A 21,033-nucleotide genomic window follows, 5' to 3' on the forward strand; every position below is an offset into this window, starting at 1 on the left:
TAGTTGTTTGCTCTACTATTTCGCAACAGCTTGGTCGATAACGACTGTTTGTGCTGCTTTATAAGAGTCAGCGTCACCTTCTGCTGGGCTAGAATGTTCAGGACGTCCAACATAAACGACTTCTTGAGCGTCTGTTGCTAACTCGCGTAGGAATGGATCTGCAAAGAACCAAGAACCCATGTTTTTAGGTTCTTCTTGTGCCCAAGCAAGCGTTTTAACGTTAGGGAATTTTGCAAGGATTTCAGCAATTTCTTCTTTAGGGAATGGATATAGTTGTTCAACACGTACTAAATGTAAGTGTTCGTATCCTTCTCCTTCACCTATTTTTTCGGCAATATCGATTGCCATTTTACCTGAAGCAAATACGATTTTTTCAACTTTTTTCGCATTTTTGCCTGTTGTTGGGTGTTCAATAACAGTACGATAGTGACCAGATGTTAATTCTTCAACATCAGCTGCTACGATTTGGTTACGTAGAAGTGATTTTGGAGACATCATTACTAATGGACGTACTGATTCAGTACCTAGAACAGCAGCTTGATGGCGTAATAAGTGGAAGTAGTTTGCAGCGCTAGAAAGCATTACAACTGTCCAGTTGTTTTCAGCTGATAATTGTAAGAAACGTTCTAAGCGGCCACTTGTATGTTCTGAACCTTGACCTTCAGCAGAGTGTGGTAATGATAATACAACACCTGATTTAACACCCCATTTAGAACGAGTGCCAGAGATGAAGTTATCGAACATTACTTGTGCCATGTTTGCAAAGTCACCATATTGAGCTTCCCAAATTGTAAGAGCATTTTCATTTTCTAAGTTATAACCATACTCATAACCAACGATTGCAGCTTCAGATAATGGACTGTTAATTGCTGCAAATGAAGCATGTGAGCCTGAGATATTGTGTAAAGGTACGATTTCTTTACCGTTTTGTGCATCATGTAGAACTAGATGACGTTGTGAGAATGTACCACGTTGAGCATCTTGACCAGTAATACGTACTGGATGGCCATCTTGAAGAATTGTACCGAATGCAAGTGTTTCAGCGTGACCCCAGTCGATTTTGCCTTTACCTTGGAAAGGATCGCGACGACGATTTAAAATTTTGCTTAATTTTTTGAATACGTTGAAGTCTTCTGGGAATGCAAGAAGTTCTTCGTTCATTTTTTCTAAGCGTTCTTTTTCAACAGCTGTTTCGATTCCTTCTGGGAAACCGTTTTTCACTGCTTCTGGCATTTCATGGCTAGTTTCTTGGCCTTTACCTACTTCTTTAACATAATCAAGTGCATCTTGTAATTCAGCTTTGATATCTTTTTGAAGTTTTGTAACATCTTCTTCTGTTACAACACCTTCAGCAACTAATTGTTTACCGTATAATGCACGAACTGTTTCATGATTGTGTACGATATTGTAAGTTTCTGGGTTTGTAATCATTGGTTCGTCCATTTCGTTATGACCATAACGACGGTAACCAATTAAATCGATTAAGATGTCTTTACCAAATTTCGCACGATATTCAACTGCAAAACGTGCAACTTGAACAACTGCTTCTGGAGAATCAGCGTTTACATGAATTACTGGTACTTCATAACCTTTTGCAGGGTCAGAAGAGTAAACAGTAGAACGAGAATCGAAACGTTCTGTAGTGAATCCAATCATATTGTTCGCGATAATATGAACTGAACCACCAGTATTAAAACCTTTAGTACGAGAGTAGTTTAATGTTTCAGTTACAACACCTTGACCAGCAAATGCTGCATCACCATGTACCAAGATTGCAAGAGCTTTACTTGGATCTTGTTCAGGGAAGCCTGGTTTAGAAGTATTATCTTGAGCTGCACGAGCTTGACCAGTAACAACTGGGCTAACTACTTCTAAGTGAGATGGGTTGTAAGCTAATTTAATTGTTGTACCATTTGGAGATTTATATGTTGCACCAAGGTGGTATTTCGCATCATTTGACCAACCTTTTGTAACTTCTAAAGAGCCGTCTTTAGGTACGAATAATTCACTTGGAACATGAGCGAAGTCAGCTAACATCATTTGATATGGTTTGTGTACATTGTGTGTTAGTACATTTAAACGACCACGGTGAGCCATACCGATCATGATGTCTTTAGCACCTTTTACTTCTGAACCTTTGATGATTTCTTCGATTAATACAACTAATGCATCGACACCTTCGATTGAGAAACGTTTAACCCCAACAAAAGTTTTGTGCAAGAATTGTTCGAAACCTTCAACTTTGTTAAGCATAGAAAGAATTTCTTTTTTGTCTTCATTAGAAAGTTTACCGTTTAATGAGCCACTTTCAATTTTAGATTGAATCCATTTTCTTTCGTCATTGCCAACAACTTGATTAAATTCATAAGCAATCTTGCTTGTATAGACTGATTTAAGGTAATTAATGGCATCTAATCCATTGTGAACGTTTACAGGAATGTCGTTTAATAACACAGATGCAGGGATATTCACTAAATCTTGATCAGTTAAACCATATGTTGCTGCTTCAATACGTTTTGTGTCTTTTGGTTGGTTATTTAGAGGGTAGATATCAGCTGCTAAATGACCGTGTGCACGAATACCATCAGCATATTGTACAGCAGCTAAAATTTTTGCAATATTTCCTGGTTCTACTGTTGTAGCGTTTTCAACTGACTCTACAACTGGAGCGCCGTATTGTTCAAATAAAGCCACAAGATCTGCATCAACTTCTTCAGGAGATGTTAAGTATAAATCATACATATCCATTACATAGCCAAGGTTTGGACCTGAAAAAGCTGACCATGGAGAGCTTGCAAGTGAAACGTTGTTTGACATGAGTAATACCTCCAACTTTTTTGCCAAGTGGCAGTTCCATTAATTAAAAAGTATAATTTTGAAAATCCACTGAATATTTTACCATTCTTCCTGCTGAAGATACACGTATGTATTTCTGTAAGCTGGAAGAACTTTTTCCTTTCAATCTTACTACTCTTCATGAAAAATTCAATATTATTGAGAGAATTGAGCAATTTTCATCTTGAAAGATGGAATTACCGAATAAATCCTAAGAAAAATGTTATTTTTCAGAAGGTAGTATTACTTTGAATTTTGTTCCAGTACCCAGTTTACTAGATACAGTTATATTACCGCCATACTTATTGACTAACATCTTCACAATACTTAGTCCTAAGCCTGTGCCACCTTCATCTCTTGAGCGCGCTTCATCTACCCGATAAAATCGTTCAAAAATATGTGGTACGTCTTTTTCAGCGATGCCTATACCGTTATCTTCGACTTCGATTTTGCAATTCTTCAAGTTATTTGTCAAGTAAATTTGAATATGAGCCTTTTTATCTGAATATCGGATTGCATTTTGTAACAAATTACGTAAAATCTGTCCATAAGCATTTGATGAAATCCTTGCACAATATTCCGTTAAATTATCATCATGTACAATTATTTCAACATCTGGATGAAGGGCAATTTGTTCTTGAACAATTTCAAATGTAATTGTCTTGATATTACATTTCTCATCATGATCTTTTGCCTGACCCCTAGCAAGTTCTAACATTTCTTCAATTAGGCTTTTCATGCGTTTTATTTCTGCTAAGGATGTGTCTAATGATTCATTTAATACTTCCGGTTCATCCCTTCCCCATCTCTTGATCAAAGATAAATGTCCTTCTACAACTTGAATAGGCGTTCTAAGCTCATGTGATGCGTCTGAAATGAATTGTTGTTGTGTGTGGAAGGATTGCTCAAGTTCCCCCATCATTTTACGATAGACCCTTAACAAATCACCAATTTCGTCATCTTGATCATATTCCATATGAATAGGTGCTTGAAATCCTTCTTCAGCTACTGTTGTCATTTCCATACGGAGATTGTTTAATGGTTTTAAAAGTACATTTGCTAATGCATATCCAATGTATGCCGACAATACCAATGCTCCTATTCCTAGTATTAACATAGCCATCAGCAAATAATTCATTAGTGAGTCAAATGCTGTTAATGGATGTGTTAATTGTATATATCCCTGAAAAATACCTATCTGTAATTTCCCTGTAGCGACAAAACTATCGATTCCATCTATCTTTTGTTTATCTACAACATAACCTTCAGGGGGAACGTTGTTGGAGACATCAGGAATTTTCGATACTGTATCGTTAATCCGTAGAATTTCAATACCATCTTTATTTAATATTCGAACAGTCTGATCTTTGTCTACAATAGAATTCATTAACCCCTTATTAGAACGTATATCATCAATTGTGATTCCGCTACCTTGGGATTCAAAAAACACTGTTAAATCATCCATCGTACGATATACAGATTGTTCTTGTTCAGATAATAACCATGTATGAATTGACCAATATAATACAGAACAAAGAATCGCGAAACTAACAAAAATAACAAAAGCGGACGTAAGGGCCCACTTTGTTTTTAAAGATTTATTTTTAAAAGATATACGATTAAGTTTCTTCATTCTCTCATCACATACCCTACTCCTCTTACAGTTTCAATGTAAGAACTAGCTTCTTTTGGTAGTTTAGAACGTAGATGGCGAATATAAACATCTACTACATTTGTTTCAACATCCGTTTGGTAGCCCCATACATTTTCAAGTATTTGATTACGAGTGCAAACTCGATTTTTATTGTTGATGAGTAAACTTAATAGATCAAATTCCGTTTTTGTCAGTTCAAGAAGACAATCATCGACATAGGCGCAATAAGCAGCTTGGTCAACTTTAATGTTTTTATACTGGAGTAATGGAATTTTCTTTTGTTCTTGACTTGTTCTTCTTAGGATGGAACGAATTCGTGCAAGTAATTCTTCTATAGCAAAAGGCTTGACAATATAATCATCTGCGCCAGCATCAAGTCCTGCTACTCGATCCATGATGGCATCTCTAGCCGTTATTAAAATAATTGGTACTTGTGAATGGCTTCTTATCCTTCTACATACTTCAATCCCATTTAACTCTGGAAGCATAACATCTAATAAAATTACATGAAAATGATTGTTCTCATCTAGTGCTTCCTGTAGTCCATCACGACCGTTATAACAAATTGTCACATTGAATTGCTCGTGTTTTAATTCAAGTTCAATGAAACGCGCAATATTTTTTTCATCTTCTACCAATAAAATATTTTTTGTCATTTCCATCGCCACCATTCTTACTTACATGCAAAATGATAGGAATCTTTTCCTGATATTTTTTTAGCGTAATATAAAGCTACATCTGCTTTATCTAGTAATAGTGATATTTCTGTACCGTCTTCAGGATAGCATGAGACGCCAATTGAAGAAGTTGGTGAGAAATAATTTTTACCAATAGTCCAACCCACACGAAGAATTTTTTGTATTCTTGCGATGGTTTGCTCTATTTGTTTTTTTCTTTTAATTTTATTTTTGGACATCTTCGTTAATATGACAACAAATTCGTCTCCGCCAATACGAGCGATAATATCACTGTCTCTTAAGCTTGATGAAAGTGCCTTACCAAATTTTCTGATAAATTCATCCCCTACATCATGGCCATATACATCATTTATACGTTTAAAATTATCTCCGTCAATAAATAAGATAGCTATAGAACTATTGGAAGAATCTGCAGTATGGGCTATGTCTTCAAATCGTTCTAATAGGTATCTTCGATTAGGCAATAATGTTAAACTATCGTGATAGGCTAAAAAGCGTAGCTTTTCTTCCAATTCTTTACGTTCTGTTATCTCCCGTGCAACGGTTACAAATTGTTTTATTCCCCTACGTTCCGAATCATTAACTGCCGACACTTGTGCTTCTACCCAGAATCTCTGACCGTTTTTAGCGATAACTTCCAATTCCGTTTTTAAATTTCCAAAGTCTTCTATGATCATGTTTATCTCTTGATTCAAGAGATCACTACTTGCAGGTGCAAGTATTTCTGAAAAGAATTTCCCAAGTAATTCTTCCTGATCGTAGCCTAAACGAGCTTCGTGATTAGGGGAAATGTATAAGATAATACCATCCTCACTTGTAATGACGATTAAATCATTCGTATGCTCGGTTATTAAGCGAAATAGCTTTTCAACATTCCTAAGATTTGTGATAATTGACTTCTTTTCCGAGATATCAAAACTTATTGCTAAGAAATTGGTAATCTCACCTTTTGCATTTTTGATAGGGACAATCGTTGTATCTGCCCAAAATGTCCTTCCGTATTTTGTCCGATTACACATCTCTCCACGCCATATTTCCCCATTTAAGATACAATCCCATAATTTTTTGTAATATTCTTTAGAATGTTCTCGTGAATTTAAGATTGCATTCGTTTGTCCAACTAGTTCAACGGAAGAGTATTGCGTTTGCTTTTCAAACCCTGCATTTACATACTCAATTACTCCATTTACATCTGTAATACATATATTAGCAGCTATGTTTAAGGCATCTCTGTAACTATCTAACAACAATGTAGTTTCAATCAAATCATTCTTTAGTTGAACCGCACTTTTAAGTTCTTGCCATTGGATGCAAATAGCTATAACATTATGGTCCATATATACAGGTGAAAAACTAACAAGAAAGGTCCCTGTTTCATTTTCTTTTATCTTATGGGTAAATATAACAGAAGAGGAACCTTTACCATTAAAGGTCTTTTCTATATATTGTAAATATTTTTGATTATTTTCAGTATCCATAAAATCTGAATCCATAAAATTTTGATTTTTATTAAGACTGAATTTAAATAGTTTATTAAAAATCGGATTTACTTCATATATTGTAAAGTCTTTCAATAAAATAACAATCGGATCAATCTTATCTTCAAATAACGATTGTAAAAACACAGACTTTTCCTCTAAAGTTTTTTGCTCTGATATATCATTAGTGATTGCTAATAGATATGTACGTTCTCCATAGAAAATAGGCGTACAAACCGTTTCATTTGTATACCCATTTTCTGAGAACAAATAAAAGTCACGATAAGTGACTTGCTGTTTTGTATGAATTGCCTTACGATAATTTTCTTCTATAGTGTTTCGAACATCTGAGTGTATAACATTATCGAGAAATTCACCTTCTGGATTGGTTTTAAATACCATTTCTGCTGTCTGATTTATATATATATATTTAAACTTATTTTCTACTAGTTCCATTAGGAAAACAAAGCCCTTATTTGTTTTAATAAGGGCATTAAATTGCTCTCTAGTTATAAAATCTTCTGACATACCAACACCTCGATATCAATTAGTAAACTGTGTTGCTAATCTCTTTGAAGCAAAGTCAATAAGCGCATTATACGATTGTTGTTCACTTGTTTCTTGAATGGCTTTATAAGCATACTCTTTACCTTCAACTTCTAATGTATACGAAGCTATAAATGTTGCGTTTCCTACTAATTTTAATTCGTAATTTTCTTGTTCGTGTTTTACGAAGCATTGTACGAATCCACCAGGATTGTATACGGTAATTTTTTGTTTTGTTGTGTGCTCCAAGATTCGTGAAACTAACGCGGAAGCAGTCATTGCAGTTCCACATGCATTTGTAAATCCAACGCCTCTTTCGAACGTGCGAACATATATTTCGTGATCACTAATTGGATAAACATAACTTACATTAACTCCATCAGGACAGACTGGATTAGGACCATTTAAGTAAGAAGCTAATTTTTCTTGGTGTTCTGTATTTTCAATTTTTTCTTTCGAAACAAAACCAATTAAATGTGGGTTTGGTACAGAGACAGCAGTAAATGCAATATCATCTGCTAATTTAGCGTATACTTCATTAATCAAAGTTGTTTTGCCTTCCACTTTCATCGGTAACGAAGAAAGTTCAAATGAAACAGGTGCAATTTCAACTCCATATGTTGGGACGCCATCAAATAATTGATCCTCTTTCGCTACATGTAAAGTTGCTTTCATTGTTTCAATTAAACCCTCAGATACTCCGTTCTTCTCTAACACATAACGTGCGACACAGCGTAGACCATTTCCACACATTGAAGCTTCTGTACCATCTGCATTGATCACGCGCATTTTGGCTAAGGCGTTTTTTGATGGAGCTACTAATAATAACCCATCTGCACCATCATGATTTGCAGTGTCGCAAAGCCATTTTGTTAAGTTTACCCAATCGAGTAACATTTCGTCTTTTGTATCATATAAATAAAATGTATTTCCTGAACCATGAACTTTCAATAAATTTAATAACATAAAATCTGCCCCCATTCACTATATTTATCATAATTCTATTCAGACAAGCATACAACTAGATATTCGCTCTCTCAAAGTGCAAAATTTTGATAATAATATTACTTATTTGACTAATTATATCAAGCCTTATAACACAGCTAAATCTATCTATATTTTTATTTTTAAGTTAAGAATATTATATCTTTTTTGCTTAATTAGTACTTTTTTGCTTATTGTTCCTATAAATAAATAATAACTTTTCTTTATATTAACAAATTTCTGCTACGCATTACATTACAAAAAAATTTTTTAGCAAACTAAAATATGTTCACATTTGTCATTTTTGCGATTATTTTTTTTGTGTAAAACAACAGTTTTCTCTTTGCATTTTGAAAAAATCTTAGTATAGTAAAAGTGCAAAATAATTTCATAAGTGATTCCTATTTTTTATAGAGTCAATAGGGAAGGCAAATGGTGCGCCACCAGTGATCGCTGGTTCTAGTGGGTTCGATTCCCACCCCGAAATTTTTTATGCAACATTAAATGAAAAATTTCGAGCGGGATAGAACTGGATTAGAAGTTCACCCCTAAAAAGGAGGCGTTCGGCATGATTAAGCGACGTGAATTGCATGAATGTAATGAGCTTTTTGAGTTGTTAAGTCACCCATCTGTCTTCCCTTTTGTGCGTCAAAAGGCAAAGACAGCAGATGAATTTTGGTTTATGACTAGCCAACTAATGGAAGATGAAGAAAACGGTAAGGTTGTATCAAGGACGATTACCGATGATTGGGGTCAACCAATTGGAACTATTACTTTGTATGATGTGCAAGATGGCGCTGGTTTTCTAGGAACATGGATTGGTGTTCCATATCAAGGAAAAGGATATAATCAAAAAGCCAAAGAATTATTTTTGAAAGAATTGTTTTTTGAATTAGATTTTCAATGTGTCTTTCTTAAAATCCGAAAAGAAAATACAAAATCTCTACGTGCTGCTACTAAACTTGGTTATGTAATGGATGCTAAAGAAAGCCATCCTTCATTGTATGAAGAGATTAACCGTGGAGAAAAGCAATTTGAATTATTGAAAATTCAAAAAGATACTTTCTATCTTTATATGGCAACCCAACAAAATACTACAGAAGAACAGGCAATGTAATATTAGAAAAGTGAGGATGTTAACTTGAAGATAACCTTGAATAATAATACTGCGGACGCTGAGCCCTCGAGTTGTTATAGTTTCTGGGTTACAGGATTGAAACTTGCTACTATAGCCGAAGCTTTTAAACAATAAAAGACCATTTAGTCCCCTACTATAGGAAACTAAATGGTCTTTTATATATGAGCTTAAATTCTTCTATTATATTAATTTACTAATAGGCTATTTTGCATATTGCACAATTAGTTCAACCATTTCATCCGGCGTTTTTGGTTTCTCAGCTTCACACATATTCTTGACTAAAGAATCTTTATGTGTTTTTAACATCTCCATTGCTCTCATAAAACTTTGACTATTTAACTCTTCTTCTTGTAAAACCTCTGCAAGACCTTGTTCAAAGAATAGTTTCGCATTTAAAATTTGGTCCCCACGAGATTTTTGTAATGAAAGGGGGATTAAAAGCATGGGTTTTTGGAGAGCTAAAAATTCAAAGATTGAATTAGATCCAGCTCGAGAAACAATATAATCACTTGCATGTAGTAAATCAGGTAACTCTGTTGTTACATATTCAAATTGTTTGTATCCTGGCATATTGACTAGAGCCTCATCTAAATGCCCTTTCCCACATAAATGAATAATATTATGATTTTTTAGTAATTCGACCATATTGGAACGAACAGCATCATTGATGAACTTTGATCCTTGACTTCCACCCATAATTAGAATGGTTTCTTTACCATTGTTAAAACCACACATTTCAAGGCCTTTTTCTCTTTTTCCTTCAAATAACGCTGGACGAATGATAGAACCTGTACATGTAGCTTTTTCAGCTGGTAAATGCTTTAATGTTTGTTTAAATACTGTGAAAATATGAGAAGCAAAAGGTAATGATAATTTGTTCGCTAAACCAGGTGTTACATCTGATTCATGAGAAACAACTGGTATACCAGAAAGTTTTGCAGCCATAACAACTGGTACGGATACAAAACCTCCTTTTGAAAAAACAACAATTGGTTTTACACGGCGCATAATTGATAATGCTTGAGAAATTCCTGCCAAGACACGAAATGGATCTGTAAAGTTTTTCATAGAAAAATAACGTCTTAACTTCCCACTTGAAATAGCATGATACGGTAAATTCGGGAAAGCCTGACCAATTATATCCTTTTCAATTCCATTTTTTGAGCCAATATAATGAACATCATAGCCTTTTTCTAAGAATGATGGTATGATAGCTTGATTAAGTGAAACGTGGCCTGCAGTACCGCCACCAGTTAATATTACAGTTTGTTTAGTCATTATAATTCTCCTATTCTACTCGAACAATGTAGGACCAACTTGCTTTTGTTTTGAACAGGTACTTATTTTACTATACGAACTACTTCAATAAAACATGTCAATCAAAGCTGAAGCAACGCTGATTTAAGTTTGATCAACTAAATCACTTATTGCATCAATGAATTTGACTTTCCTTCGTGTCAAACCATGATCCCAAGCCGCCTCAGCTGGAAATGACCACCATGGGAGATGATAACAATTGCATGAAACAACAACGATAAGAGCAAAATGGATACTCATGTTAAAAATTGTGTTCCCTATTCTTATCACCCAGATTGCGTTATATTTGATGTCATTTTTTGATATCTTAATGTCAAGTAAATATAGTACTGCTGATTTAGCAGGTGTTTCCATTGGTTCTTCGATTTGGATGCCTGTTTATACTGGATTAGCAGGCATTCTCTCATCTATAACCCCTATTGTAGCACAATTAGTCGGTGCAAAAAGAGAGAAAGAAGCAACATTTTCAATTCAACAAGGTTTTTATGTAGCAATTGCAATCGCATTGTTTGTTTTCTGCTGTATGATGATCGCGATTAATCCTTTACTTTCTAAAATGTCATTAGATGCTGATGTTCGTCGAGTGGCACATCATTATCTAATCGCTATGTGTATTGGTCTAATTCCTCTATTTATCTACAGCGTTCTACGGTGTTTTATAGACGCCTTAGGGCAAACAAGAGTTTCGATGATTATTACCTTACTGGCTACTCCAATCAATATTCTTTTTAACTACTTCTTCATTTTTGGTAATTTTGGTTTCCCTGAACTTGGTGGAGTCGGATCTGGTGTTGCCTCTGCCATAACCTATTGGCTTATATGTGGAATTGCTATTTACATAACGATGAAAAAGGTTCCATTTTCGGCTTTCCAATTGTATGAAAAACTACCGAAGATACATTTGGCTAAATGTATGGAAATCATTAAACTTGGATTACCTATTGGTCTATCTATTTTTGCCGAAGGAAGTATTTTCTCAGTTGTTACAATATTAATGAGTAATTACAGTACATCTATTATCGGAGCTCATCAAATTGCGATGAATTTTGCTAGTCTACTGTATATGATCCCTCTAAGTATTTCAATGGGTGCAACCATTATTGTTGGTTTTGAAACTGGCGCCAAAAGGTTTAAGGATGCACGAACATATAGTTTAATATGTATTACGACAGCTGTATCCATATGTATTGTTTCATTAACCATCCTGCTTACTTTTAAAGAACAAATTGCAGCAGTTTATAGTGATGATCTACATGTCGTAAATCTGGCAAGTCATTTTCTAACATATGCTGCGTTTTTCCAACTATCTGACGCAATTCAAGCACCTATACAGGGCGCACTACGTGGATACAAAGATGTTACCATTACTTTTGTTATGGCACTCATTTCATATTGGATTATTGGATTACCACTTGGGATTATATTAGCGAATTTTACAGATCTTGGACCATATGGCTATTGGATCGGACTAATATCTGGACTAGCTACAGGGGCATTTACTCTTAGTATTCGTCTACGTTTTGTACAACAAAAAATACAACAAATCAAATCTCCCTCTATATAAGGGAGATTTTTGTTGCATTTTCGATAAATTTCACCAACTAACATAATTTAAGCTATTTTAAAATACCAGAGCGAATTATTTTTACCTTCACATTTGTATTCAATTGTAATGTAGTATAGACTTCCTTCCAATGTCCTTCCTTCCAAAGATTTGATCGACTAGCTCTAAATTTTCTTCCAATCCCAATAGGATCTGATGAAGCATCTTGACACTTTTTGAGCATTTTATCAATATTACTTTTTATATTCTTCTCAAGATATTTTTCTAAATCCTTTTGTATACGTTCTTCACCTATATGATCTGATGGAAATTCATCTATATTCACTTCAAACGTAACGTTTAAGTCAACCTTTGGTGTATTCCCCTGTTCTTTTAGTTTCTTTTTAAATTTTATGATATCAATGGTAAGTGGTGTTTTTTTATCCTTCTCTTTATATAAGAATGTCATTCGAGCAGTATCCGCTTTTCCATTCATCAATAAATTTAATAATAACGAATCTTTTACATCCAAAATTGTGCCAGAAAACCTTCTATGATTAAAAAGTGCAAGACCCGCTGCTATCGGAGTTCCGTGCTTTTCATCTCTTTTTAAATAAGGTAAAGCTAAATCCTTTCCTTCATCAAACAAGATTGATCCAGCTTGCTGCAAATCTAAATCTTTTGGAAAAATAGTATCTCTCTCAAAGCTTTCAATAAAGTCTTCATAAAATTCTCCTAGTTCAGAGGGTAATTGTTCTTTGATATCTATAAAGTCTTTCGTCGAACCCTCTGTAATGGCAATTTTCGAAGTAATAGGATTTTGTGCATTTCGATAATAAATATCTAAAAAAGGATAAATATCATCATATACAGATTCTTTAGCGATTAAAAGGGTTGAGAGTTCAGATAAATCAATTGTATTATCCATTTTTAAATCTGCTTTATTTCGAGCATCTCTTGGTGTAATTCCGTGTGATTCGATTACTGTAAATTTTGTAGGATCTTCAGCAGAACTTGGATATGCGTAGTAAGCTTTTAAGTCACCAATATGCCCTTCTACTCCTGCAATTGAAATAACGGACAAATTTTTATATAATCGCTCATCCCAACAGCCAGCAAGTAACACAACACTTAGAATACATATTATTGTGACTTGTCGCATTTGGAATCTCTCCTCATATTAAACAAAATGATGAAAATAGGTAACACAACTGCAGAAGGATAAAACAAAAAACTAAATACCTTGCGAACTAACTCTACTTCACCTAAACCTGTTAGGGTTAGAGGAACAACTAAAATGATAAAATGGAGTACAAGCAGTAGAATAGTTGGATGTTTTCTTTTTTTAGCAAATAAAACAACACGAATATTAAATAAAAATAAGTTAATCGTTACAATACTCCAAGCCAACCAAATATATACAAAGAAAATATCTAGACGTTTAACAAATGTTACTTTTTGGGATTTTAAAATATAGATAATAGGATCTGGGATAAGTTTAATTTCCTTTAACATAAAGTAAAATTCTGTTCCTACTACAGAAGCCCCCATAAAAATTGTAATAATCAGGTGAAAGTATAATAAAGGTTTCCCTGCTACTTTTTCGTTTTCCAAGACATATTTTCTTAAAATTAAATAACTTTCAATACCTATAAAAGCGATAAAACTTCGATTAGTCCCTTTTAACCATTGTTGAAGAGTACTAGTCCCTACTGGTAAGATATTCGAAAATTTCAATTCGTGAGTTGCTAATAGTATAAAGACAACGAAAATAAACACTAATGGGATAATTAAAACACCTAAGTTTATAGCGGTTGAAGGTCTACTAAAACTAATATATAAGGAAACAAGAACGATTGCTAATAGCGTAAAGAGAGGGGGTGTATTTTGAATTACCCAAACATTTAATGTATATTGCATATAGCCCAAAAAGCTAACTATTATGATTAACCAATAAAAAACGTAAATCCATGTAGTAATTGTGCCTAGCTTAAAATATTGGTAAAATTTTTCATAAAAAAGAAGAAGTGAATAGACGATGATTGAAGAAATTCCAAACATGATCCATGCATCTCTTCCTCCCTTATCAATGACCCCTTGTTGAAATGAAATATAAACAACGCCCGTTTCAATATAAAATAGCATTAAAAAAAATTGAACCCTAGTTAATTTAAAATTCATTTTTTACTTCCTTCTGGATCAAAAGAACTTACTTGTGATGATGCTTTTATAAATGGTCCTCGGACAAAAATCTGGCTAATTTTCTTAGGTTCAAAAGGAACAATCGGTGAAAAGTAAGGAGATTTTAATGAGCTTAAATTTAATAGATGAATAAATAAAACAAAGCTTCCTATTACGATTCCAAAAAATCCAGCTATAGCAGCTGCTAACATAAATGGAAAACGCAAAATTCTAATCGACATATTCATTTCTACAGACGGAACAACATAACTAGAAATGGCAGTTAAAGCCACTACAATAACCATCATGTTGGAAACTAAACCTGCATTTACAATAACCGTTCCAATTACTAAACCACCAACAATCCCAATCGTTTGTACAATTGCCTGAGGCAAACGAATACTCGCTTCCCGTATTAACTCGATAATAATTTCAAGAATCATCGCTTCTATAATAGGTCGATAAGGTATTTCACTTATATCTAATCTAAGCTTTTTACTCAGTTCAATTGGTAATACCTCAAAATGAAAGCTAACAATTGCTATATAAAAAGCTGGCAAGAAAACGGCAGTTATAAAACTAAATATCCTTACTATTCTGTAAAATGAACCAACTAACACACGTCCATTATAATCATCAGGAGACTGATAGAAAGAGAAAAAAGTAACTGGACCGATAAGTACAGTTGGAGAAAAACCAGTTATAACACCAATTTTTCCTTCAACAAGATTGGCAAAGACACGATCAGGTCTCTCCGTGTTTAACATTTGTGGAAATGGAGAGTATACACACTCTTCTAAATAGTCCCCAACTTCTCCAGCTGTATATAAAGAAGACGTTTTATCCTGCATCAATTTTAATTTTCTCTCTACTTCTAACACAGATTGTTGATTTGCAACTTGATCTAAATAGATATAGTACACAGCTGTTTTTGTTTCTCTTCCGATATCAATTTTATTGACCACTAAATTAGGCATCTGAATTCTTTTTCGAATTAACCCTATATTTACATCAACATTTTCAATAAAGCCTTCATGAGAGCCCCGAATAATATGTTCATTAATAGGTTCGTCTGGAGAACGATGTGGAATCTCTGGTAGCGTAAGATGGACCATCTGTTGCTCTGTTAACAAAAGTATAATGGTTTCCCCATGGCAAATATATTCAATAAATTTAGCCATCTCAAATGGCTCTTTCATAGCAGCCATTGTTTCAGTCCATTTCTGATCGTCCATTGTCGCTTGGACTTTCAAAACATTAATTTGATTTTGAACATCATTTTTATTGACCATAGAACTGTAATAGCATAAAATGGCATAGTTTTCTTTTGGCCACGAAATCTCTTTTACCGTAAAATCAACAGAATTATGAAAGGTAGATTTTAATTTATCGATCATGGATTCAAGTAATAGCAAAATCTCTCCCTCCTTTTTAGACTAGTATGGAAAAATAACGATTATTTCAAACAAAAAACCGACCAAATATTTGGTCGGTTTAATCATCATATGAAGCTATCAATCTACTCTTATTTTTGAATAAATTGTTGAGTCCAGTAGTTACCACTTGCAGCATATCCTACACCAATATGAGTATAGGAAGCGTTCATAATATTAGCACGGTGGCCAGGTGATTGCATCCAAGCTTGTACTACTTCTTGAGGGGTTTTTTGTCCTTGCGCGATGTTTTCTCCCGCAGATTTATATGAAATTCCAAGAGATTTCATTTGATCAAAAGGTGAACCGTATGTTGGGCTAGTGTGATCAAAATAATGGTTTTTAGACATATCTTCTGATTTTGCTCTAGCAGAAGACATCAGTTTTGTATCAATTTGCAAAGGAGCTAATCCTTCTTTTGCACGTTCAGCATTCGTAAGTGTTACCACTTCTTGTTCAAATTGAGAAACTGAGCTATTAGCGTTTGTCGAAGTTGTTGTGTTGGAACCATTGTTTGAAGTTGTCCCTTGATTGGATCCTGTGTTTGTTGTTCCTTTGTTGGAATCAGTATTTGAAGTTGTGCCTTGATTGGATCCTGTATTTGTTGTTCCTTGGTTGGAATCAGTGTTTGAAGTTGTTCCTTTATTGGATCCTGTATTTGTTGTTCCTTTGTTGGAACCAGTGTTTGAAGTTGTTCCTTGATTGGATCCTGTAGTTGTTGTTCCTTTGTTGGAATCAGTGTTTGAAGTTGTTCCTTGATTGGATCCTGTATTTGTTGTTCCTTTGTTGGAACCAGTGTTTGAAGTTGTTCCCTTGTTAGAACCTGTTACCTTCCCAGCATATAGAGAAGCTAAATACTTATCTAGTTCAGTTTTATTAAGTTTTTCAACTTTCAAAGTATCTGCAAAATTATTATCTAATTTCACCAAATTATAAGATTGATTATATTGCCAATTACAGTTTGACATTGAAGTTTGCTTGGCTGTATCTGAAGTGATTGTTTTAGCAGAAGCTTCTGTTGCTCCACTTTGGACTCCCACCATCATTAATAAGCTTAATGGTAATGCCCATTTTGTCATTTTGTTCATTTTTTGCATTCCTCCTTGTCTGCATCAAGCTTATCGTACGTATGAGACAAAAAGTTGCCCAATGATTACCACTTTCTCCAAGAGTGGTTTCATTGGGCAGTATTAAAGCATCTTATATGGAATATACTTGAAATCTATCTGCTTATTACTATTTCAAAAGGGTTGACAGTTTATTATTTTCAAAGAAATTTAACAGCCAATTACATTTAATTCGTCAACGTTTTCTCCAATTATGACAAGATTAGGGTCCATATGTACATATTCTGGAAGCCATTGTGTCAGGCCATATGCATACTGAAAAAGCATCGGATTTTTTATTCCTTTTACAGGTACATATCCTTTCATTCGATAAATGGTTTCAGGAATTGCACGTACCCAATCTTCAAATTCCTCTTGTGTAAAGTCTACTGATTCAGGAAAACGAATAAGACGAGAACTTAAATGTAAATGGTGTCCTAAATCTGCTTTATGAATAGCTGAGGGTCTAGCAGTTGCATGTAAATTTTGTAAAAATTTTAAAGGCATTTTAGCATTTGTTGTTTGTAAAATTTGAGCATTTGGATTCAAACTTTGTAATTCAAAAGTAACTTGAGCTCTTTCAGCTTCCGTTAATAAATCCATCTTATTAGCCAAAATCAAATGTGCATGACGAATTTGTTCTAAAAATAATGAACGTGTTTGAGGGGACATTTTATCACGTTCAAGCCAGCGTTTACTATCAGCAACTGTAACAATTCCTTTAATGTTCAATTGTTCAGCAAATAACGGTGAATACACTGCATCCAATGCTTCAACGGGATGAGCTGCTCCGGTTGTTTCAATAATCAATACATCAAAATCAGATTCTACTAATAACGATTGAATTTGAGCTTCTGTTTTTTCAGCTCCAGAGCAGCATATGCAACCATTCAGCATTTCTTTTAATGGAATACCTTCTTCAACTGCTTGTGAGTCAAAATTCAACTTTCCCAGTTCATTCATAATGACAGCTGGTTTTAAGCCTTGTTCTTTTAATTGGCGAATTATATCTACCAACATAGTTGTTTTACCACTACCTAAAAATCCACTAAATAAAAATACATCTTTCATATTGATCACTCCTAAGAATATCTAACTAGAAAAAAATTATAATATTTATTAATTGCTTTGAAGAATTTTTACATAACATTAAATCTGTAGATTTTATTAGTTCTTTGTGATTTAAAAATAACTAATACCACCTTACGGGTATTCTTAATAATAAAGAGCTGACAAGAATACGTCAGCTCTCCTTACGATTATTTAAATCAGTAATGTTATCTATTTACATTTCTGATTTCACGATTTCCATAGCTTTTTTCAATTGAGGATCGTCTTTTTTGATTTTCAAGCGAAGTTCCTCCATCAATGCATAAGTTGTATCACCTTTTAATACGCCATTCACGTTTAACTTATGATCTTTTTGGAACTGTTCAACAGCTAAGACTGTTGAAGCATCATATAATCCATCCAATTTCCCTGGGTTATAGCCAACTGCCTTAAGCATTTTTTCAGCTGCTTTTACTTGATCAGATAGAGACCCTTCTTTTAATGTCTTATCTGGATTTAGATATGGCAGTGAAGCATAGCTTGGGTAGTTAACTTTATAATCCGGTTGGATTCCTTTTTCGTGTATCCAGTTACCGTCTGGTGTTAACCATTTTGCAATTGTAAATTTAATGTTTGAACCATCTGGAAGATTTTCAGCTGTTTGCATTGTACCTTTACCAAATGATTTTTCTCCTACTAATTTAACATTAGCAGACTCACTTAAAGCACCCGCTAAAATTTCAGAGGCAGATGCACTACCACCATCAATTAGGACAGTAACTGGCACTTTTACTTTACGACCATCTTTTGCCGAAATAACCTCTTTTTTACCATTTCGATCTTCAAATTGTACAATTGGTTCACCAGTTTTAACAAATAAGCTTGCAATATCCTCAACAGAATTTACTAAACCGCCTGGATTTTGACGTACATCAATGACAAGACCCTTCATGCCTTTACCTTCCATCTTGTCCAATGCACTTAATAACTCATTATACGTATTTTCCGAGAAGCTAGTAATTTGAATATGGGCAATTTTGTCCTTTTCCATTGTTGCATAGACCGTTTCGACTGGAATATCATCACGTGTAATTTTCATGCTTATTAATTTACTAGCTCCACCACGTTGAATATCTAAAGCTACAGAAGTACCTTTTTTACCTCGAATCAATAACACAGCCTCAGAAGCTGTCATTCCATCGATGCTTTTACCATCAACTTTTTTAATAATATCATTTGTTTTAATACCTGCTTTTTCTGCAGGAGAGTTTTTAATCGGTGACACAACAACTATATGACCATCTTTTTCTTGAATTTCAGCACCGATTCCTTGGAAGCTAGAAGAAATACTTTCATTAAACTGGCTTGCTTCCTTCTTATTCATATAATCTGAATAAGGATCACCTAATGCACTAATCATGCCATCTACCGCACCATTGACTAATGCATCTGTATCAATATCTTTGTAATAGCCTTTGGATATTTCATCATAAGCATTAAATAATTTTTGGAATTCGTTATGAGTCGGTGTTCGAACTTCTACAACTTTTTCCTCTCCAAAAGTTAAAGCAAAGATTGTGATACCTGAAGTTGCGAGAATTAAAACAATAATCATCATAATAAAAGCGAAAGGCTTCATACGTATGTATTTACCCGCTGGTTTTATTTCTTGTACGGGTTCCCCTTGTTGCTCTTTTTGTGGTTCATTGTTTTGTTCTGGATCAACTTTTGTTTTATCATCCATCTTATTCACCACTTTCAATCTAACAGTGTTTCAAACACTACTTATACCATAATATCAGGAATTATGCGCTACGAAAAGAAAAAGACTGCCAAAATTATTGACAGTCTTTAGAAAATTTTGCAATTACTCTTGAATAGCCTCTTCAAGCGCTACAACAATCATATCATTGAAAGTAGTTTGACGTTCTTCAGAAGTTGTTGCTTCACCAGTTAATAGGTGGTCAGATACTGTTAATACAGATAGGGCTTGACGATACCTAGGTTTCACCTTGCTGAATCAATCAAATTTTTCATAAAAATAAAACAGTTGTCATAGCAATTTTTCTAATATAAAAATGATTTTTTGGTCACCAGTCGGCACCAATTTTCCATGTAAATATTTATGCATTTAATAAAAATTTTTGGCCATATAATATGGATAAAATAAAATAAATTATAATCCAATTTTAAATATTAAGACTAAAAGTTGATTTTGCAGAATAAAACTCAACCAAAAATCTACAAAAACCCTATATATCATGATTTCTATTTGTACTGTCTAAACTCTTTTCTGTTTTTACCAAAGTTTCACATAGTAATCTAAATAACTTTTCTATTCCTTTAATAAAGATATAACAGGCTTTATCATCTAAAATGATTCCTCTCTTATTTTCAGATAAACTGATACCTTTACCTGATAAATTATATATTGCATTTAATACGTTTTCATCAGTTTTCTGTCCCCAAATAACATACCCCCGCTTATGTACAATACAGTTCCTTATTTTACGATAGTTTGAGAACTCTTCTTTAAAGCTTTTAGGAATTTTATAATTTAATACTTCTTCTATTCCCATAAAAACTATCGATAGTATTGATAATTTCTTCTTATCTTTCAACCTTACGTTACTTTTTAATCTATAATTACAATTTTCAAAGAACCTTAACAGAACATCTTCTAAAAGACTATATAAACTTATGAATACAGAATTTCTAAGTAAATGTGGATACCTGATATCAATTCGATGTGCATATTCGTAGTTCTCAGAAAGTAAAAAATTAAATGCATAATTATCTGTTTCAATTAGTTTATCCTTAAGCTTTTTGACGTTTAATATCATATCATCTAGATAACTTTTAAAATCTTGTAATTCTAAACCAACTATTGAATAATAAAAATCTTCTGTTTGGTGAATATCGTAAGCTTTTGTAAGCGTTCCGCCCATTACACCTTTAATATTAATCCCAAATCTAGTATATTCTTTCTCCATAATTCCCCACCCTTACCAACTCACTATGACTTGAAAATAAAGTTGACTTCTCTATCCTACTTTGTTCTCTTTTATTA

The 21,033-nt window shown here is 33.8% G+C and carries 15 protein-coding genes and 1 pseudogene; 2 read left to right on the top strand and 14 right to left on the bottom strand.

Annotated features, from left to right (window positions below):
* Positions 1-15: 15 nt before the first annotated feature.
* The 5 genes from CEF14_RS07800 to dapF form a co-directional block, all read right to left on the bottom strand.
* Complete coding sequence (locus CEF14_RS07800; protein ID WP_102692336.1) at positions 16-2,817, bottom strand: 2-oxoglutarate dehydrogenase E1 component; 2,802 nt, start codon at positions 2,815-2,817, stop codon at positions 16-18.
* 241 nt (positions 2,818-3,058) lie between these two features.
* The gene (locus CEF14_RS07805; RefSeq protein WP_102692337.1) at positions 3,059-4,468 is read right to left on the bottom strand and encodes a HAMP domain-containing sensor histidine kinase; all 1,410 of its coding nucleotides are present in this window, start codon (positions 4,466-4,468) and stop codon (positions 3,059-3,061) included.
* Positions 4,465-5,145, bottom strand: a complete 681-nt coding sequence (locus tag CEF14_RS07810) for a response regulator transcription factor (protein WP_102692338.1) — start codon at positions 5,143-5,145, stop codon at positions 4,465-4,467. The genes CEF14_RS07805 and CEF14_RS07810 overlap by 4 nt, the downstream gene beginning before the upstream one ends.
* Before the next feature lie 17 nt (positions 5,146-5,162).
* The gene (locus tag CEF14_RS07815) at positions 5,163-7,193 is read right to left on the bottom strand and encodes a PAS domain S-box protein (RefSeq protein WP_102692339.1); all 2,031 of its coding nucleotides are present in this window, start codon (positions 7,191-7,193) and stop codon (positions 5,163-5,165) included.
* A gap of 15 nt (positions 7,194-7,208) precedes the next feature.
* Positions 7,209-8,177 carry a diaminopimelate epimerase gene (gene dapF / locus CEF14_RS07820; protein ID WP_102692340.1) on the bottom strand — a complete coding sequence of 323 codons (969 nt, stop codon included), beginning with the start codon at positions 8,175-8,177 and terminating at the stop codon, positions 7,209-7,211.
* Between the two features lie 586 nt (positions 8,178-8,763).
* On the opposite strand from dapF, the gene CEF14_RS07825 reads away from it, so the two are divergent.
* Positions 8,764-9,312 carry a GNAT family N-acetyltransferase gene (locus CEF14_RS07825; protein WP_102692341.1) on the top strand — a complete coding sequence of 183 codons (549 nt, stop codon included), beginning with the start codon at positions 8,764-8,766 and terminating at the stop codon, positions 9,310-9,312.
* A gap of 222 nt (positions 9,313-9,534) precedes the next feature.
* On the opposite strand, the gene CEF14_RS07830 is transcribed toward CEF14_RS07825, so the two are convergent.
* Entirely contained in the window at positions 9,535-10,611 is a 1,077-nt protein-coding gene (locus tag CEF14_RS07830; protein ID WP_102692342.1) for an undecaprenyldiphospho-muramoylpentapeptide beta-N-acetylglucosaminyltransferase, read from the bottom strand.
* A 238-nt stretch (positions 10,612-10,849) separates the two neighbouring features.
* Here CEF14_RS07830 and CEF14_RS07835 point away from each other — a divergent pair, with 238 nt between their 5' ends.
* A complete protein-coding gene (locus CEF14_RS07835) occupies positions 10,850-12,214 on the top strand; it encodes an MATE family efflux transporter (protein ID WP_102692343.1) in 1,365 nt (454 codons plus the stop codon).
* A 52-nt stretch (positions 12,215-12,266) separates the two neighbouring features.
* On the opposite strand, the gene CEF14_RS07840 is transcribed toward CEF14_RS07835, so the two are convergent.
* From CEF14_RS07840 to CEF14_RS07875, 8 genes and pseudogenes are all read right to left on the bottom strand, one after another.
* Positions 12,267-13,355, bottom strand: coding sequence for a Ger(x)C family spore germination protein (locus CEF14_RS07840; protein ID WP_102692344.1), 1,089 nt, complete (start codon positions 13,353-13,355; stop codon positions 12,267-12,269).
* The gene (locus CEF14_RS07845; protein WP_102692345.1) at positions 13,337-14,374 is read right to left on the bottom strand and encodes a GerAB/ArcD/ProY family transporter; all 1,038 of its coding nucleotides are present in this window, start codon (positions 14,372-14,374) and stop codon (positions 13,337-13,339) included. Before CEF14_RS07845 ends, CEF14_RS07840 begins: the two co-directional genes overlap by 19 nt.
* On the bottom strand, positions 14,371-15,789 hold the full coding sequence (locus CEF14_RS07850; RefSeq protein WP_211284576.1) for a spore germination protein: 1,419 nt from the start codon (positions 15,787-15,789) through the stop codon (positions 14,371-14,373). The genes CEF14_RS07845 and CEF14_RS07850 overlap by 4 nt, the downstream gene beginning before the upstream one ends.
* A gap of 110 nt (positions 15,790-15,899) precedes the next feature.
* Complete coding sequence (locus tag CEF14_RS07855) at positions 15,900-16,895, bottom strand: CAP domain-containing protein (RefSeq protein ID WP_245890102.1); 996 nt, start codon at positions 16,893-16,895, stop codon at positions 15,900-15,902.
* A gap of 189 nt (positions 16,896-17,084) precedes the next feature.
* Positions 17,085-17,984: a CobW family GTP-binding protein gene (locus tag CEF14_RS07860; protein ID WP_102692346.1), complete on the bottom strand. Its 900-nt coding sequence runs from the start codon at positions 17,982-17,984 to the stop codon at positions 17,085-17,087.
* A gap of 214 nt (positions 17,985-18,198) precedes the next feature.
* Positions 18,199-19,707: a lmo1851 family serine protease gene (locus tag CEF14_RS07865; protein ID WP_211284578.1), complete on the bottom strand. Its 1,509-nt coding sequence runs from the start codon at positions 19,705-19,707 to the stop codon at positions 18,199-18,201.
* Between the two features lie 123 nt (positions 19,708-19,830).
* Positions 19,831-19,959, bottom strand: a pseudogene (locus CEF14_RS07870) (purine-nucleoside phosphorylase); the annotation flags it as partial.
* A gap of 256 nt (positions 19,960-20,215) precedes the next feature.
* Entirely contained in the window at positions 20,216-20,956 is a 741-nt protein-coding gene (locus tag CEF14_RS07875; protein ID WP_102692347.1) for a hypothetical protein, read from the bottom strand.
* Positions 20,957-21,033: the final 77 nt, after the last annotated feature.

Source organism: Rummeliibacillus pycnus (assembly GCF_002884495.1).
Classification (GTDB): Bacteria; Bacillota; Bacilli; order Bacillales_A; family Planococcaceae; genus Rummeliibacillus; species Rummeliibacillus pycnus.

What these genes read in the sequence shown, in the direction of transcription:
- CEF14_RS07800 (WP_102692336.1), bottom strand. Translation starts at nt 2,817, where the DNA reads ATGTCAAACAACGTTTCACTTGCAAGCTCTCCATGGTCAGCTTTTTCA.
- CEF14_RS07805 (WP_102692337.1), bottom strand. Translation starts at nt 4,468, where the DNA reads ATGAAGAAACTTAATCGTATATCTTTTAAAAATAAATCTTTAAAAACA.
- CEF14_RS07810 (WP_102692338.1), bottom strand. Translation starts at nt 5,145, where the DNA reads ATGACAAAAAATATTTTATTGGTAGAAGATGAAAAAAATATTGCGCGT.
- CEF14_RS07815 (WP_102692339.1), bottom strand. Translation starts at nt 7,193, where the DNA reads ATGTCAGAAGATTTTATAACTAGAGAGCAATTTAATGCCCTTATTAAA.
- dapF (WP_102692340.1), bottom strand. Translation starts at nt 8,177, where the DNA reads ATGTTATTAAATTTATTGAAAGTTCATGGTTCAGGAAATACATTTTAT.
- CEF14_RS07825 (WP_102692341.1), top strand. Translation starts at nt 8,764, where the DNA reads ATGATTAAGCGACGTGAATTGCATGAATGTAATGAGCTTTTTGAGTTG.
- CEF14_RS07830 (WP_102692342.1), bottom strand. Translation starts at nt 10,611, where the DNA reads ATGACTAAACAAACTGTAATATTAACTGGTGGCGGTACTGCAGGCCAC.
- CEF14_RS07840 (WP_102692344.1), bottom strand. Translation starts at nt 13,355, where the DNA reads ATGCGACAAGTCACAATAATATGTATTCTAAGTGTTGTGTTACTTGCT.
- CEF14_RS07845 (WP_102692345.1), bottom strand. Translation starts at nt 14,374, where the DNA reads ATGAATTTTAAATTAACTAGGGTTCAATTTTTTTTAATGCTATTTTAT.
- CEF14_RS07855 (WP_245890102.1), bottom strand. Translation starts at nt 16,895, where the DNA reads ATGAACAAAATGACAAAATGGGCATTACCATTAAGCTTATTAATGATG.
- CEF14_RS07860 (WP_102692346.1), bottom strand. Translation starts at nt 17,984, where the DNA reads ATGAAAGATGTATTTTTATTTAGTGGATTTTTAGGTAGTGGTAAAACA.
- CEF14_RS07865 (WP_211284578.1), bottom strand. Translation starts at nt 19,707, where the DNA reads ATGGATGATAAAACAAAAGTTGATCCAGAACAAAACAATGAACCACAA.
- CEF14_RS07875 (WP_102692347.1), bottom strand. Translation starts at nt 20,956, where the DNA reads ATGGAGAAAGAATATACTAGATTTGGGATTAATATTAAAGGTGTAATG.